13 protein-coding genes are annotated in these 14,912 nt (G+C 61.3%); 6 read left to right on the forward strand and 7 right to left on the reverse strand.

Annotated features, from left to right (window positions below; all coding sequences use genetic code 11):
* Positions 1 to 27 precede the first annotated feature (27 nt).
* Both RBH19_RS11265 and mgtE read left to right on the forward strand, forming a co-directional pair.
* Complete coding sequence (locus RBH19_RS11265; protein WP_306728958.1) at positions 28 to 717, forward strand: PA4824 family protein; 690 nt, start codon at positions 28 to 30, stop codon at positions 715 to 717.
* Between the two features lie 69 nt (positions 718 to 786).
* Complete coding sequence (gene mgtE, locus RBH19_RS11270; RefSeq protein WP_306728959.1) at positions 787 to 2,151, forward strand: magnesium transporter; 1,365 nt, start codon at positions 787 to 789, stop codon at positions 2,149 to 2,151.
* Between the two features lie 69 nt (positions 2,152 to 2,220).
* On the opposite strand, the gene RBH19_RS11275 is transcribed toward mgtE, so the two are convergent.
* The gene (locus tag RBH19_RS11275) at positions 2,221 to 3,090 is read right to left on the reverse strand and encodes an undecaprenyl-diphosphate phosphatase (protein WP_306728960.1); all 870 of its coding nucleotides are present in this window, start codon (positions 3,088 to 3,090) and stop codon (positions 2,221 to 2,223) included.
* Positions 3,091 to 3,137: 47 nt separating this feature from the next.
* A complete protein-coding gene (locus RBH19_RS11280) occupies positions 3,138 to 3,731 on the reverse strand; it encodes a TMEM165/GDT1 family protein (RefSeq protein ID WP_306728961.1) in 594 nt (197 codons plus the stop codon).
* Positions 3,732 to 3,774: 43 nt separating this feature from the next.
* On the opposite strand from RBH19_RS11280, the gene folA reads away from it, so the two are divergent.
* Positions 3,775 to 4,263, forward strand: a complete 489-nt coding sequence (gene folA, locus RBH19_RS11285) for a type 3 dihydrofolate reductase (protein WP_306728962.1) — start codon at positions 3,775 to 3,777, stop codon at positions 4,261 to 4,263.
* On the opposite strand, the gene RBH19_RS11290 is transcribed toward folA, so the two are convergent.
* From RBH19_RS11290 to RBH19_RS11300, 3 genes are read right to left on the reverse strand one after another with little or no spacing between them, the layout of a single operon-like run.
* Positions 4,264 to 4,785 carry a DUF3299 domain-containing protein gene (locus tag RBH19_RS11290; RefSeq protein ID WP_306728963.1) on the reverse strand — a complete coding sequence of 174 codons (522 nt, stop codon included), beginning with the start codon at positions 4,783 to 4,785 and terminating at the stop codon, positions 4,264 to 4,266.
* An 18-nt stretch (positions 4,786 to 4,803) separates the two neighbouring features.
* On the reverse strand, positions 4,804 to 6,066 hold the full coding sequence (locus tag RBH19_RS11295) for an ABC transporter permease (protein ID WP_306728964.1): 1,263 nt from the start codon (positions 6,064 to 6,066) through the stop codon (positions 4,804 to 4,806).
* Positions 6,063 to 6,743: an ATP-binding cassette domain-containing protein gene (locus RBH19_RS11300; RefSeq protein WP_306728965.1), complete on the reverse strand. Its 681-nt coding sequence runs from the start codon at positions 6,741 to 6,743 to the stop codon at positions 6,063 to 6,065. Before RBH19_RS11300 ends, RBH19_RS11295 begins: the two co-directional genes overlap by 4 nt.
* A 117-nt stretch (positions 6,744 to 6,860) precedes the next feature.
* Between RBH19_RS11300 and RBH19_RS11305 the strand changes: the two genes are divergently transcribed.
* Complete coding sequence (locus RBH19_RS11305; protein WP_306728966.1) at positions 6,861 to 7,334, forward strand: transcriptional repressor; 474 nt, start codon at positions 6,861 to 6,863, stop codon at positions 7,332 to 7,334.
* 144 nt (positions 7,335 to 7,478) lie between these two features.
* Entirely contained in the window at positions 7,479 to 8,693 is a 1,215-nt protein-coding gene (gene zigA / locus RBH19_RS11310; protein WP_306728967.1) for a zinc metallochaperone GTPase ZigA, read from the forward strand.
* Between the two features lie 263 nt (positions 8,694 to 8,956).
* On the opposite strand, the gene RBH19_RS11315 is transcribed toward zigA, so the two are convergent.
* Complete coding sequence (locus RBH19_RS11315) at positions 8,957 to 10,312, reverse strand: FAD-dependent oxidoreductase (RefSeq protein WP_306728968.1); 1,356 nt, start codon at positions 10,310 to 10,312, stop codon at positions 8,957 to 8,959.
* A gap of 498 nt (positions 10,313 to 10,810) precedes the next feature.
* Positions 10,811 to 12,085 (reverse strand): kynureninase, encoded by a 1,275-nt coding sequence (gene kynU / locus RBH19_RS11320; RefSeq protein WP_306728969.1) that lies wholly within the window; start codon positions 12,083 to 12,085, stop codon positions 10,811 to 10,813.
* A gap of 140 nt (positions 12,086 to 12,225) precedes the next feature.
* Here kynU and RBH19_RS11325 point away from each other — a divergent pair, with 140 nt between their 5' ends.
* Positions 12,226 to 14,832, forward strand: coding sequence for an EAL domain-containing protein (locus tag RBH19_RS11325; RefSeq protein WP_306728970.1), 2,607 nt, complete (start codon positions 12,226 to 12,228; stop codon positions 14,830 to 14,832).
* Positions 14,833 to 14,912: the final 80 nt, after the last annotated feature.

A 14,912-nucleotide genomic window follows, 5' to 3' on the forward strand; every position in this document is an offset into this window, starting at 1 on the left:
CCGCCTGCATGGAGACAGGAGAGACCTATGCGCAAGGAAGTTATTCTGGGCGCGGCTTTTGGTGCCGCCCTTGCCAGCCCCTTCACTGCCAACGCTTCCGGTGGCCACTGGCTGGTGGATGATGCCGCCATTTTTCCGCCCGGCACTCTTGGCCTGGAGCTGTGGTACGAGGACTTCGGTGATTCCACCAATGGCTTTGTCATCGAACCCGCCTACACTTTCAACAACGGTCTGGAACTGACCGGTGTCATCGAGTCCTTTTCCTTTGGTGACGGCCGGGAAGAGACCTATGGTGTCGAATTGAAATCCCTGTGGCGGGACTTTGAGGCCGGCGATGATTTCGGCATTGGCTGGGTGGTCGGTACCCGTAATGATGACGCCGGTTCTCTCGATGAGATTTTTGCCTATATCCCGGTGACTTTTCCGCTGACGGACGGCAACTGGCTGCTGCACCTGAATGCCGGTTGGATGCAGGATCGAAGCGGCGCTGACAATAAGGATGGTTTTTTCTATGGCGTGGGATCCCAGTATGCGATCACACCTCGAATGGAGTTGATCGGAGAAGTGTTCACCGGCACCGGGGAAGATCTGCTGGCCCAGGCCGGGGTACGTTTTTCCTTGGGTGATGGCCCTGGGCTGATGGACATCAGCTACGCTCGTAATCTGGATAACAGCGATGATGATTGGTTTACCATTGGCTTTGCCTGGGAATTCTGAGCTGAACCTATAACAATGACCCCGGGAAGCGACCAAACCGCTTCCCTCCCGTAAGCGGGAGACGACGAAATGGAAGGAAATAAAGATCTCTTGATTGAAGTGCGCGAGCTGCTCGAGCAGGAGAAGTGGGCAGAGGTCAAGCACCTGCTTGAAGATCAGCACATTCAAGATATCAGTCATGTGCTCAGTGATCTGGACGATGATCTCCAGCATCGTGTCTTCAAGGTGCTGGATCGTCCCTTGTGGGCTGAAGTATTTGCCTATCTCGACCATCGCTTGCAGATCATCCTGCTCGACCGGCTGAGCCAGGAGGAAGGACGCTACATTCTGCAGAACATGGCGGCGGACGACCGTACCGCCTTCCTGGAACGCCTGCCCGAGGAGGAGATGCGTAATCTCCTTCGTTTATTGCCACCGAGGGATGTGAAACAGGCGCTGCGCCTGCTGGGCTACCCGGAAGAGTCCGTTGGCCGCCTGATGACCCCACACTTCGTGGCAGTTCGGCCCGAGTGGAGTATTGCGCAGGCAATGGCGCATATCCGCGAGCAGAGTGAGGAGGGCGAGACGGTCAACGTCATCTATGTCACGGATGACAATGAACAGCTGTTGGACATGATCGAGCTGAAGCGCTTCATTCTCGGTAAACCCGAGGAGAAAGTGGAGCGTATCATGGACGATGATGTGGTCAGTGTTACCGTGACGGATGACCGCGAAGAGGCTGTTCAGAAAATTCAGCACTACGATATTGAGGCGCTGCCCGTGGCCGATGACAAGGGCCGGCTGGTGGGTATCGTGACGGTGGACGATGTGTTCGACGTGGCCGAGGCCGAGAGCACCGAGGACTTCCAGAAGATGGGCTCGGTGGGTGTACTGAATCTGAGCCTCAAGGATGCTCAGCCCTCGCTGCTCTATCGTAAACGCGTCGGCTGGCTGGTGCTGCTGGTCTTCGTCAATCTGTTTTCGGGCGCTGCTATTGCCTATTTTGAGGCGACTATCGAGGCGGTAATCGCGCTAGTTATTTTCATGCCAATGTTGATGGCCAGTGGCGGTAACGCAGGCGCACAGGCTTCGACGCTGATGGTGCGAGCACTGGGTACAGGTGATGTCCATCCGGGTGACTGGTTGCGGATGCTGCTGAAGGAGTTCGGGGTTGCGGCCGCCCTTGGGATTACCATGGGGCTCTGCGTGTCCGTTCTCGGGCTTTGGCGAGCGGGAGAGGAGGTCGCCATGGTAGTGGCTTTTTCCATGTTCTCGGTGGTTGTAGCCGGTTCGCTGCTCGGTACGCTGTTGCCCTTCATTCTGCAGAAACTGAAGCTGGATCCGGCGAGTGCCAGTGCGCCCTTGATCACGACCATGATCGATATCATCGGCATCATGATCTACTTCTCGATCGCCACCGCCATTCTGACCCTGCCGGATGCCGGTGCCGTCTGAGCGACTCATAAGCGTGACAGAAACCCCGGCCTCGTGCCGGGTTTTTTTTATGGCTTTCTCTATGGCCCCCTAGAACGTCCCCGCATCCAGGAAGCCAAACAGCACCGCCGCGGCCAGCAGCCAGAGGTAGAAGGAGAAGACCCGCAGGCGGGCGCGGTAGAGCAGGGCGAGGACCAACTTCAAGGCGGCAATGCCGACCACGGCGGCAGTGACAAAGCCGATGCTGAGGGCGGTCAGGCTCATGCCGTTGAGGCCATTGCCGGTGACCACCTCGACGCTCTGCACCAGGGTGGCGGCCAGGATGGTGGGTATGGCCAGGAAGAAGCTGTACTGGGCGGCCCAGCGGCGCTTGACCCCGGCCAGCAGGGCGAAGGTGATGGTCATGCCACTGCGGCTCAGTCCGGGTACCAGGGAAAGACCCTGGGCCAGACCGATCCAGGCGGCGGTGCCGAGGCGAATCCGCTTCAGACCCACCGGCAAGTGGCGCAGGCGATCCGTCCACCAGAGCAGGACGCCCGTCAGGGTGAGGGTGCCGGCCACCAGGACGGGGTTGGCGAAGAATCGCTCGAAGAAGAACTTGAAGCTCAGGCCAATGATGCCGGTGACCAGCACGGAAAAGAGGCAGAGCAGGAACAGGCGCAGAAAGAGGTAATGCCAGGGGGCGTGGCCCCCCTCACTCAGCCACTGCCAGGTGTCGCTTAAGATTCGACGCACGAATTCGAACAGGCTGTGCCAGAAGACCACCACGATGGAGACCAGGGTGCCCACATGGACCACCAGGTCGAACAGGATCATCTCGGCGCTGTCCGGTGCTGGCAGGTCGTGGCCGGCGCCGATCAGCCAGTGCTGGGCGATCACCAGGTGAGCGGTGGAGCTCACCGGAATGAACATGAACAGGCCCTGGATGATCCCCAGCAGCAGTGCAATCCACAATGCCATCAGTCGGTCGGACTCCCTTGCAATTGGCCTTGCAGCCTAGCGTCAATTCAGGCGTTGTTGAAGCCCGTCTCCCAGAGAATCCACAGGCCAATGGCGATGAAGACCAGAGCGGCCAGCACGCGCACCGTGCGCATGGGGATGCGGTCGGCGAACTTGTGGCCCAGCCAGATCACGGGGGCATTGACCAGCAACATGGCAAAGGTGGCGCCCATCATGACCGGAATCACGGTCTCGAAATGGGCGGCCATGGCCATGGAAGTGAGCTGGGTCTTGTCCCCGATCTCCATCAGAAAGAAGGTGATCATGGCCGTGACAAAGGCGCCTCGACCGGTCTCGCGGGGGCGATCGTCGGCGTGTGCCTCCTCCGGCACCAGCACCCAGATGCCCATGCCGACGAACAGGGCACCGACGATCCAGCCCAGCACCTGCTGATCCACGAACTGACCGATGCTCATGCCGACGCCGGCCGACAGCCCATGAATGCCCACCGAGGCGACCGCCAGGCCGGCCAGCACGGCCCAGGGTTTGCGAAACCGGACGGCCAGCAGCAAGGCGAGCAGCTGGGTGCGATCACCCAGTTCGGCCAGAGACACGGCGGCGAGGGAGAGAATAAAGGCTTCCATGGCGGCGTAGGGTATCATTGGCGCCCGTGAATCGGTATCAACTTCGGCAAGCGAGAGACGTATGGAGATTGTTCTGGTAGCCGCCATGGCCCGCCATCATGTCATCGGCCGTGACGGCGGCATGCCCTGGCATCTGCCGGCCGACCTGGCCCACTTCAAGCGGGTCACGCTCAATCACCCGGTCATCATGGGGCGCAAGACCTTTGAGTCCATCGGCTTTGCCCTGCCCAAGCGCCGCAACATCGTGGTGACGCGCAACCCCGAAGCGGAATTTCCGGGTGCCGAGGTGGCCACTTCACTGGAGGAGGCCCTGGCCAGGGTGGCGGACAGCGAGACCGTGATGGTCATCGGCGGCGGTCAGCTCTACCGCGAGGCCTTGCCCCGTGCGACCCGTCTGGAACTGACCTTCATCGATGCCGAGATCGACGGGGATACGGCGTTCCCGGCATGGTCATCCGAACAATGGGGCGAAGTCAGCCGTGAGCATCGGCCGGCGGATGAAAAGAATGCCCATGATCTGGCATTCGTGACGCTGGAACGGAAGGGGTGATCATTCCCTTACTCGTCGGGCATCATTCAGGCGATAGAACAATCCGTAGGGATCATCCTCCAGCACCTCCAGTTCGCCCTCCAGTAGCACGGCATCCCAGCTGAAGCGGATGGGGTTCTTGGCACGGGTTTCGATGATGTAGCCAGCGCCGGCGGGCAGGCAGTAGGGGCAGCTGGGTGGCAGGGCGGTGAACAGGAACTCCGCCATCCATTCCTGGTTCTGCATGGGATAGATGAAGCCCTTGATGCGGATGGTCTGGCCATCCAGGGCCTTGACCTCATCCGGGTAATCCGGGCGCAGGAAGCTGCGTCGGTTGACGATCTCCACGATTTCCTCGGTACTGCCGAGCAGATCCCAGCTGACCGCGCCTTCCGGGGTGGGCGGTACCAGGTGGGCAAAGTCATCGAAGGTGGCGTCTTCCGGTGGTGGCTCGCTGGCCAGTTCCTCATCGGTGAGCTGGGCCCATGCCGCAACGGGCAGGCTCAGGGCAAGCAGAAGCAGGACTGAAAGAATGGTTCGCATTGACGTCTGACTCCGGTGTCAGTAACCCCGTCTCAGGGTTCGTGCCACATCCGTATTGGCGGCCAGCCAGGCGGGGATCAGGGCAATCAGCAGCCCGAGCCCCAGCACAGCCAGCACCAGAGTGGTCTCGCCCGCTGCCCAGTACCAGCCACTGAGTTGCATGGCCCGGCCTTCGACCGTGAAGGCACCGAGAAGTGCCGTGGCCGCATGGCCCAGTAGCAGGCCGGTGCCAAGGCCGGCCAGCACCATGAAAAAGCCTTCCAGCAGGGTCAGCCGGAAGATCAGCCCTGGGCCGCCCCCAATCGCCCGCATGACGGCGAGATCATAGCGCCGTTGCCGCAGGTTCTGGTAGAGCAGGGCAAAGACCCCGAGCAGGGACGCGCCCACGAGGACGGCGCCGAAGATCTTCAGGGCATCCAGGGCGGGGCCCAGCATGGCGAACAGGCGGGCCGACTCACGGGCTGGCTGGGCCGCCTGCCAGGGCGTCTCCCGCTCGATCATCAGGGGCAGGCGCGTCGCCGCCATGGGCGAAGCGTACTGCACCAGAATCGCCGTCACCTCCCCCCCATACTCGTTGTCGTTGTCGTTGTCGTTGTCGTTGTCGTGCCCGTGCCCGTGTTCATGCTCATGCTCATGAGCGTGGCCATGGCCATGGCCGTGATCATGGCCCCCATGCACATCCCAGACACTTTCCACCGCCGTCAGAATCAGGCGATCGAGCACGCTGCCGGTGTAATCCAGTACCCCGACCACCTCAAAGGGGTGGTCGCCATGAACGGGGCCGCCTTCGCCCAGACCATGCTGGCCGGCGAAGACATCCCCCTTGGCCAGCCCCGTGCGCCGGGCCACCTCGGCACCAATCACGGCTTCCATGCTGCCCTGCCACAGCCGGCCGGCACGCAGCTCGGCGCCATAATGTTCGGCGTAAGCGGGCTCGGTGCCGACAATGCGAAAGCCCTGATAGCTGTCACCCAGGGCAAGAGGAATGGTGCCGCGCACGGCACGCTCCCGATGAATGACGTTCCGGGCGGAGAGGGGAATGTTCCCGATGGGAATATCCACGTGGTAAATGGATGACAGAATGAGCTGCATGGGGCTGCCGGAGGGCCCCACCACCAGGTCGATGCCGTCGGCATCCCGGCTCATGCGTTCCCGCAGCTGCTCCTGGCCCAGCAAGAGCAGCACCACAATGCCAATGCCCAGGCCCATGACCAGGGCATTGATGACGGTCTGGAAGGGTCGCCGGGCGAGCTGGCGCAGGGAGAGCGACACGGCGTTCATCGATCGCCTCCCAGCCGAAGCTGATGGGGGAAGTGATCGGCGATGCGGGCATCGTGCGTGGATACGAGCAGGCTGGCACCATGATGGTCAGCCTCTTCCATCAGCAGGCGAATCACCGCTTCGGCATTGTCATCATCCAGGGCTGAAGTGGGTTCATCCGCCAGGATCAGGTCCGGGTGATTGATCAGTGCCCGGGCAATGGCCACCCGCTGCTTCTCGCCCTGACTCAGAGTGTGAGGCCAGGCACGCGCCAGACCCGACAGGCCCAGGCGGTCCAGCAGCTCGAGGGCGGGGCGACGGCGGTCGCCGCGGGTACCCAGCCAGCCGGCCAGGCGCAGATTGTCTTCCACGGTCAGGCCTTCCAGCAGGTGAAAATCCTGAAATACCAGCCCGATGCGTCGTGCCCGGAATCGATCCCGCTGGCGACTGCCCTTCGTCAGCAATCCCTCACCCAGCACGGTCAACTGCCCTTCAGCGCTGACATCGAGCCCCGCAATCAGATGCAGCAGGGTTGTCTTGCCGCAGCCGGAAGGTCCCTGCAGGAGCCCGTGGCCGGAGGCCGGCAAGGCCCAATGGTGGATGTGGAAGAGCTCGCGCTCCCCGCGTCGGCAGCGCAGGTTCTTCACCTCGACCGCAGCGAGGCCGGATGGCTGCTCCCTGGTGGATGATTCGCTCATGAACCGCTGTCCGCTCCCTGGCAGGGGCCGGCACCAAACTGGCCGGATGGTGGATTAAGTGTTATATTGTAACGGTAATAGAATGCGGCACAATAGGGTTTTTGCGGAGGATCCGGCATGGCCGCCCAGGCTCACAATCACCAACACTGTATTCGCAACGCGCTGGCCAGCGCCGAGCGCGTGTGCGCCGAGCGGGGCGCGCGCCTCACGCCCTTGCGCAAGCGGGTGCTGGAGCTGATCTGGGAAAGCCACGAGGCCATCAAGGCCTACGATCTGCTGGATCGCCTGGGCGACGAGGGCGGCAGCGCCAAACCGCCCACGGTCTATCGCGCCCTGGAATTCCTCCTGGCCCAGGGGCTGATTCATCGAATCGAGAGCGAGAACGCCTACGTGGGCTGCCGGCATCCCGAACGTACCCACGAATTCCAGTTGCTGATCTGTGACGATTGCCGTCATGTGGAAGAGATTTCCGTGGCCGGGGTGACCAGGGCCCTGGGCGAGCAGGCCCTCAAGCAGGGTTTTCGCGTCAGCAGCCAGACGGTTGAGGTTCACGGACAGTGCCCGGATTGCCGCTCGGCTTCGGGGTCCTGAGCTAAACTGCGTAACCGCTCCTTGTTAATACCCCCTGTAGGCGCGGATTCATCCGCGCAATGATCGCAGCTGCCCTGTGATTCTGCGTATTTGATCGGAATAGTCAGGTTATAACGTTACATTATGAGGTTGAGAGTGATGAGCATGAGCAATGATCGCCGTCTTCCGGTCACGGTGTTGTCCGGCTTCCTTGGTGCCGGCAAGACCACGCTGCTGAACCATGTCCTGCATAACCGTGAAGGCCGCAAGGTCGCGGTGATCGTCAACGACATGAGTGAGGTGAATATTGATGCCGGCCTGATCCGTGACGGTAGCGCCAACCTCAGCCGCACCGATGAACAGCTGGTGGAGATGAGCAACGGCTGCATCTGCTGCACCCTTCGGGATGATCTGCTCAAGGAAGTTCGAGAGCTGGCTGAGTCCGTCCGCTTCGATTACCTGTTGATCGAATCCACCGGGATTTCCGAGCCCATGCCCGTGGCTGCTACCTTTGAATTTGCCGACGAAAATGGCGCCAGCCTCGCCCAAGTGGCAAAACTGGATACCATGGTAACCGTGGTGGATGCCGCCAACCTGCTGGCGGATTACAGCACCACCGATTTCCTCGCGGACCGGGGCGAGTCAGCGGGTGAGGAAGATGAACGTGCCGTGGTGGACCTGCTGGTTGAGCAGATCGAATTCGCCGATGTGGTCGTGGTCAACAAGATCGACCGCGTCAGTGATGGCGATCGCAATCTGGTGACCGCTCTGGTGAAATCCCTGAATCCCGAGGCCCATATTGTCTACAGCGAGTTTGGTCGGGTCGCGCTGGATCAGATCATGGAGACGGGGCGCTTCGATCTTCAGCGTGCCGCCAATATGCCTGGCTGGGCGAAGGAAATGCGGGGTGAACACACCCCGGAAACGGAGGAATATGGAATCAGCAGTTTCGTTTTCCGTTCCCGTCGGCCGTTTCATCCTGAACGTCTGTACCAGCTGTTTCATTCAGACTGGGGCAATGTGGTTCGCGCCAAGGGTTATTTCTGGCTGGCGACCCGTATGGACTTCGTCGGTGAGATGTCCCAGGCCGGCAGTGCCCTGACCCATCAGGCCGCCGGATTCTGGTGGGCCGCCACACCCGAGGCCGCGCTTCCTGCCGAAGCGGATGAGCGCGCCGCCATTCGCCAGCAGTTCGAAGGCCCCTACGGCGACCGCCGTCAGGAACTGGTCTTCATCGGCATCCACATGGATGAGGCCGCCTTCCGGGCGCGGGTCGAGCAGTGCCTGCTGACGGATGAAGAGATGGCCATGGGGCCGGAGGCCTGGCAATCCTTCCGGGACCCCTTCCCGGAATGGCGGACCCTGGAAGAGGCAGGTTGAGGTGCATGGCCAATGCCGTGATTGTCGCTCGACTTCGGGCGTTTGAACAATACCGCGTAACTGCTCCTTGCTAACGCACCCTGTAGGCGCGGATTCATCCGCGCAATGATTGCAGCTGCCGTTTGATCTTCTATTGGGCAGCGATGCAATGGGAGACGCACCTCATGAAACAGGCCAACGTCGGATTCTGGCCATTGCGCGGATGAATCCGCGCCTACAGGGGGTTATGAATCAGGCGTGTTGCTGCCTTTGGCGCGAGGTTTTCAAACCTCATCCAGGCGCTCACGAATGAGCGCATCCGCCCGTTCCATGTCCACCGCCTCGACGCTATCCACCCCTTCGGTCAGTTCATCCAGGATGCCCTGCTGAATCCGGCCCCGTGACTGGGCTTCGGCGTAGGGCAGGTGATGGAACATGACCATGGAGTAGCGGGGAATGAAACGGTTTGGATAGCGCTCCTCCAGTTTCCAGCCAAGTTCCTTCTGCAACTTGAACTTGGGGTCGCGTACCGAATCGCGCATTTCCACGTAGTTTTCCAGAGCCATGTCGGCGATGGCATTGGCATTGGGCTGGCGGCGTTCTTCCGTGGCCGCGAAGGCCTGCTCCCAGTCACCGCTGAATTCATCCAGACAGCGGTCCAGCTCCAGGCAATCCTCGAAGGCGCAGTTCATCCCCTGGCCGTGGAAGGGCACGATGGCATGGGCCGCGTCCCCCAGCAGCAGGGCGAAGTCTTCCACCCGCCAGTGCGGGGTGCGCACCGTACCCAGCTTGCCCAGGGGATTCTCCCGATAGGTGCCCACCAGCGCGGGCATCAGCGCCGTGGCATCTTGAAAGTTGTTCTCGAAAAAGCGACGGATGCGTTCGGGATCATCACCGAGTGAGGTGAAGGAAGGCTCACCCTCATGGGGCAGGAAGAGGGTGACGGTGAAACTGCCGTCCAGGTTCGGCAGGGCGATCAGCATGTAGCCCCCGCGTGGCCAGATGTGCAGGGCGCCACGTTCCATCTGCCAGTCGCCGTCCGCCGTGCCGGGAATGTTGAGTTCCTTGTAGCCGTGACCCAGCAGCTCCTCGCTCACGTCCATGCCGAGGTGTTCCTTCATGGCCTGGCGGGTCGGTGAGCCGGCGCCATCGGTGGCGATCAGGCGGTCGCATTCGAGCACCTGCTCTTCGCCACTGCTTTCATCCCGCAGATGAATGCGCCGTTGCCTGAAGTCCACCGATTCCAGGGCCTGATTGAAGTGAAAGTGCACCTGACCGGTCTCGTCGGCGGCATCCATCAGGCGCTTGTTCAGCTCGCCCCGGGAAACCGAATAGATCACTTCCTCCGGCCGCTTGCCGTAGGCCTGGAAATCGAGATTGCCCTGTTCGTCATGCAGCATCCGCCCTTCCATGGGGATGAGCAGATCCTTGATCCGATCCATCACCCCGGCCCCTTCAAGACCCGCCATGCCGCGATTGGCCAGGGCCAGGTTGATGGAGCGCCCGGCCGAGATGGTCTCCCGCCGCATGTCCGGCCGCTTCTCGAACACCGTCACCTCATGACCCCGGCGCGCCAGATACACCGCCATCAGGGACCCGGCCAGACCGGCACCAGCGATTACGATCCTTTCATTGCTCATAACAAATCTCACCTTGAATGGGCACTTCGCCAGCTATTGCCTCGCTGTAGGCGCGGATTTATCCGCGCAATGATCGCAGCTGCCGCTTGATCCTCTATTGGACAACCCTGCAGTGGGAGATGCACCTCGTGAAACAGGCCAACGTCGAATTCTGGCCATTACGCGGATGATGGAGCCTCTTCCCGCTGCCTACGCCCACGCAGTTGGCACAGAGAGCGCCTGATTCAAGGCGCATTGCGCCGCACAGTAGCGCGGGCTACGGGCAAGCAATGCAACGCCGAAGCAGGTGCTCTCTGTGCCAACCCGAAGGGCCAAGGGGATTTTCCCTCTCGACGTCGTTGCAGCTCGCTTATGTAGCACAGAGGCTACACTACGCTCCCTGCGCCTCGCGAGAGAAAAAATCCCCTTGGCTGCGTGTGCGTAAGCAACGGGAAGAGGCTCCTGCGCCTACAGGGGGTTATCGGAACCCGTCATGCCCCCTTCGGTGGTTCCCCTGTTTTAGCCCTTGATGGCTTTATCAAGCCGCCCCACGAAGTGATACAGGTCCTCGAAGCGGTTGTACAAGGGCACCGGGGCGATGCGGATGACATCCGGGTAGCGCCAGTCGCAGATGACGCCGTTGTCTTCCAGTGCCTCGAACACCTGGCGCCCATCGCCCTGTTTGAGCCGCAGTGACAGCTGGCAGCCGCGCTCCTGCTCGTTTCGTGGTGTGATGACTTCGACTTCCTCGGCCAGGCGTTCGTCCAGCCAGGCCAGCAGGGTGTCGCTCAGCTTCAGGGATTTTTCCCGCAGCGCTTCCATGCCCACTTCATCGAAGATCTGCAGGGAGGCCAGCACCGGGGTCATGGACAGGATCGGCGGGTTGGAGAGCTGCCAGCCCTCGGCGCCCGCAATGGGATGAAACTCCGGGCCCATCCGGAAACGGCTGGATTTGTCGTGCCCCCACCAGCCGGCAAAGCGGGGCAGGGACTCGTCCTCGGCATGGCGTTCATGCACGAAGCAGCCGGCGATCGCGCCGGGGCCACCATTGAGGTATTTATAGGAACACCAGGCGGCGAAGTCCACGCCCCAGTCATGCAGCTGAAGGGGAATGTTGCCGGCGGCGTGGGCCAGATCAAAACCGACCTTGGCCCCCTTGGCCTGGGCGGCCCGAGCAATGCCCGCCATGTCGAAGACCTGGCCGCTGTAATACTGCACGCCCGGGAGCAGCACCAGGGCGATGCGATGGCCCTCTTCCTCGATCAGGGCCATCAGGTCGTCCGGGCGAATATTGGCCTCGCCCTCACGCGGGCCGATCTCGATCAGATCCCGCTCCGGATCGAAGCCGTGAAAGCGGATCTGGGAGGCCGCGGCGTGGCGATCCGAGGGAAAGGCCGGTTTCTCGATCAGGATGGCCGGGCGCTCGGCCGTGGGGCGGTAGAAGCTCACCATCATCAGGTGCAGATTCACCGTCAGGCTGTTCATCTGCACCACTTCATGGGGTTTTGCCCCCACCAGGCGGGCGTTCAGCTCGGTGAAGTTCTCGTGATAGGGCATCCACGGCCGGCGGGCCTCGGTATGCCCCTGCACGCCCAGCCTGGCCCAGTCGTCCAGCTCTTCCTGCAGCATTTCCCGCACCCGCCGGGGCTGAAGCCCCAGAGAGTTGCCGGTGAAATACAGGCAGTCGGAGCCATCCGGGCCCGGTGGAATATGGAAGGCCGCCCGCCATTCGGCGAGCGGGTCGTCCCGGTCCAGGCGCCGGGCGGCGTCGAGAGAGAAGTCGAGGTTGTTCATGGCGGGCTATTGTACCGAAGCCTGCCGTTCGCGCATCTCCCGGCAGTGCCTTCAGCATGGAAGTTGGGCAAGCCGTGAACTAATCTGAATCAGGGGCTTGAGAAAAAGGGGGGGCCTTCCGGTTCTTGGGGAGAGTGGTGGTGCGGTATTTCCTGGTTTGCTTTTGGGCTCTGCCCGTTTTTTGCCTTTCTTCTTCGCTGTGGGCGGACGAGGCACGAGTCGTCCGTCTGGGTGGAGACTATGGCTACCCCCCTTACGAGTACCTTGACGACAACGGCAAGGCAGAGGGCTTCAATGTCGCCCTGGTTCAGGCCATCGCCGAGCGGGAGGGCTGGAATCTGGAGGTTGATCTGGGGCCCTGGGAGCTGCGCCGTCGCGGCATTGAATCGGGTGATATTGATATCCTTCCCATGTTCGTGTCCGAACGTCGCACGGCGGAAGTGGATTTTGCCACACCCCATGTCATGGTTTACCACGAGCTCTTCGTGCCCCGCGGTCAGACGGGAATTGACTCCTTTGATGACCTGGCTGGCCGAGAGGTCATCGTTCAGCGTGCCGCCTATGCCCACGATGTGATTCAGGATGCCGATCTGGGGATATACCCCGTCCTGGTGGAAACCGAGCGGGATGCCATTCGCCTGCTCGCCAGCGGGCGTTATGACGCTGCCCTGGTGAGCCAGATCGGCGGTCGCCAGGTCTTGCGGGAACTGGGTTTCGAGAATCTGACGACCACCGGGCCACCCATACTTCCGGTGGAATATGCACTGGCGGTCAGGCGCGGGAATACGGAGATGCTCGACCTCCTGAACGAAAATATCGCTGCCCTGCGTGCCAGTGGTCAATTCAATCGCCTTTATGACCAGTGGCTGGGGCCCCCATCGGGGCCCGGCTGGGGTGACGTGTTGCGGTATCTGGGCTGGCTCATGGCGTTGATGGTGATGCTTGGCCTGATGACCCTGGTCTGGATCACATCCCTGCGTCGCCAGGTGGCTCAGCGTACCCGTGAACTGCAGCGGGAGCTCAAGACAAGGCAGGCCACCGAGCGGGCGCTGCGGGAAAGCGAGGCGGATGCACGGGCAACGTTCGAACACGCCGGTGCGGGCATTGCACGCCTGGGCCTTGACGGTGAACTTCTCTCCGTCAACGGCCGATTGTGCGCCATGCTGGGCCTGACCCGGGATGACATTGAGGGGCAAGTCCTGTCTGCAGTGACACATGAGTCGGATCTGGAGCGGCTTGAAGGACGCATGGAAGAGTGCCTTGCACAGCAAAACGCCGTGTTTCAGCTTGAGCTTCGCCTTCAGCATCGGGACGGTCAATCGGTCTGGGTGACGGCAACCCTTACCCTCGTTCGTGGCACGGACGGAGAGCCACGACATTTCATATTGATTGCCCAGGATCTCACGGAAGTACGCGAACTGGCGGAGGAGCTGGACTATCACAGTCGTCATGACCGGCTTACCGGTCTGCTCAATCGAACCGATTTCGAGCGTCAATTGGCCCGGCTGATCGAGAGCAGCCGCCAGGAAGGTCGTGAACATGCACTTTTTCACCTGGATATCGATCAGTTCAAACTGATCAATGAAACCACGGATCACGCCACCGGCGATGACCTGCTGCGTCAGATAGCATTGCGAATGCGAATGATGCTGGGCAGCAGTGAACGGATTGCCCGTCTTGGCGGGGATGAGTTCGCGGTGCTGTTACCGGACACTGACCCGGATCAGGCCAATCGGGTTGCGGAGACGCTGCGCCGTGGTGTGGAGCGAATGGAGTTTCGTATTGCGGAGGGCGTGTATCGCGTGACCACCAGTATCGGGCTGGTCTCCATCCGGCCAGACGCAGTCAGCGCCGGTGATGTGCTGAAACAGGGTGATGCCGCCTGCTATGCGGCAAAGGACGAAGGCCGTAATCGGATTCATGTCTATGAGGCCGATGATGACCGATTGCTGGAGCGTCATGGTGAAATGCGGTGGGCCAAGCAGGTGTTGGCGGCGCTGGAAGAAGATCGCTTCGAACTTCATTATCAGACCATTCAATGCGTGGGAGACCCCGAGCGGCTGTGCCTGGAGGTTCTCCTGCGGATGCTTTCCCCGGAAGGAGAGCGAATTTCAGCCGGATTGTTCATGCCGGCGGCAGAACGCTACTCCGTAGCCAATCGTGTGGATCGGTGGGTCGTCGACCATGTGCTCGATTGGGTCAAGGCCAACCCGGGCACCATGGAGAGTATCTCCCTGTTCACCGTCAACCTGTCCGGACGCAGCCTGGGTGATGAAGCTTTTCTGGACAGGCTTTCACGTCGGGTCAGGGAAACCGGTGTGCCCACCGAAAAGCTCTGTTTCGAGATTACCGAGACCGCCGCGATTGCCAACCTGTCCACCGCCAGTGGCGCCATTCGGCGACTGCGCGAACTGGGCTGTCGCTTTGCTCTGGACGACTTCGGTATCGGGCAGTCCTCCATGGCCTATCTCAAGCATTTGCCCGCCGATTTCCTGAAGATTGATGGCAGTTTCGTCCGCGACATTCTTGATGACCCCAGGGATCGGGCAATGGTGGCCGAGATCAATGACCTGGGCCACATCATGGGCAAGCAGACCATCGCGGAGCATGTGGAGAACGACGCTATTCTGGCTGAGCTTCGAAGCATGAATGTCGACATGGTCCAGGGCTACGGAATCAGCCGACCGCAACCACTCAGCCAGTTGACGCTGAACGCCGAGGGCAGACGGAAGCAGCGGGGGTTGTAAGCCCCTCGCCTGGTAACGCTCAATCGCCAGCGCATATCCGGTAAAGTGGCCGGGAAGCGGACTACCTGGGAGAACCGATC

The sequence above is a fragment of the Natronospira bacteriovora genome, from assembly GCF_030848495.1.
GTDB lineage: Bacteria > Pseudomonadota > Gammaproteobacteria > Natronospirales > Natronospiraceae > Natronospira > Natronospira bacteriovora.

Bases quoted from the DNA above. Each gene is read 5' to 3' on its own strand.
- RBH19_RS11265 (WP_306728958.1), top strand. From the start codon at position 28: ATGCGCAAGGAAGTTATTCTGGGCGCGGCTTTTGGTGCCGCCCTTGCC.
- mgtE (WP_306728959.1), top strand. From the start codon at position 787: ATGGAAGGAAATAAAGATCTCTTGATTGAAGTGCGCGAGCTGCTCGAG.
- RBH19_RS11275 (WP_306728960.1), bottom strand. From the start codon at position 3,090: ATGGCATTGTGGATTGCACTGCTGCTGGGGATCATCCAGGGCCTGTTC.
- RBH19_RS11280 (WP_306728961.1), bottom strand. From the start codon at position 3,731: ATGATACCCTACGCCGCCATGGAAGCCTTTATTCTCTCCCTCGCCGCC.
- folA (WP_306728962.1), top strand. From the start codon at position 3,775: ATGGAGATTGTTCTGGTAGCCGCCATGGCCCGCCATCATGTCATCGGC.
- RBH19_RS11290 (WP_306728963.1), bottom strand. From the start codon at position 4,785: ATGCGAACCATTCTTTCAGTCCTGCTTCTGCTTGCCCTGAGCCTGCCC.
- RBH19_RS11295 (WP_306728964.1), bottom strand. From the start codon at position 6,066: ATGAACGCCGTGTCGCTCTCCCTGCGCCAGCTCGCCCGGCGACCCTTC.
- RBH19_RS11300 (WP_306728965.1), bottom strand. From the start codon at position 6,743: ATGAGCGAATCATCCACCAGGGAGCAGCCATCCGGCCTCGCTGCGGTC.
- RBH19_RS11305 (WP_306728966.1), top strand. From the start codon at position 6,861: ATGGCCGCCCAGGCTCACAATCACCAACACTGTATTCGCAACGCGCTG.
- zigA (WP_306728967.1), top strand. From the start codon at position 7,479: ATGAGCAATGATCGCCGTCTTCCGGTCACGGTGTTGTCCGGCTTCCTT.
- RBH19_RS11315 (WP_306728968.1), bottom strand. From the start codon at position 10,312: ATGAGCAATGAAAGGATCGTAATCGCTGGTGCCGGTCTGGCCGGGTCC.
- kynU (WP_306728969.1), bottom strand. From the start codon at position 12,085: ATGAACAACCTCGACTTCTCTCTCGACGCCGCCCGGCGCCTGGACCGG.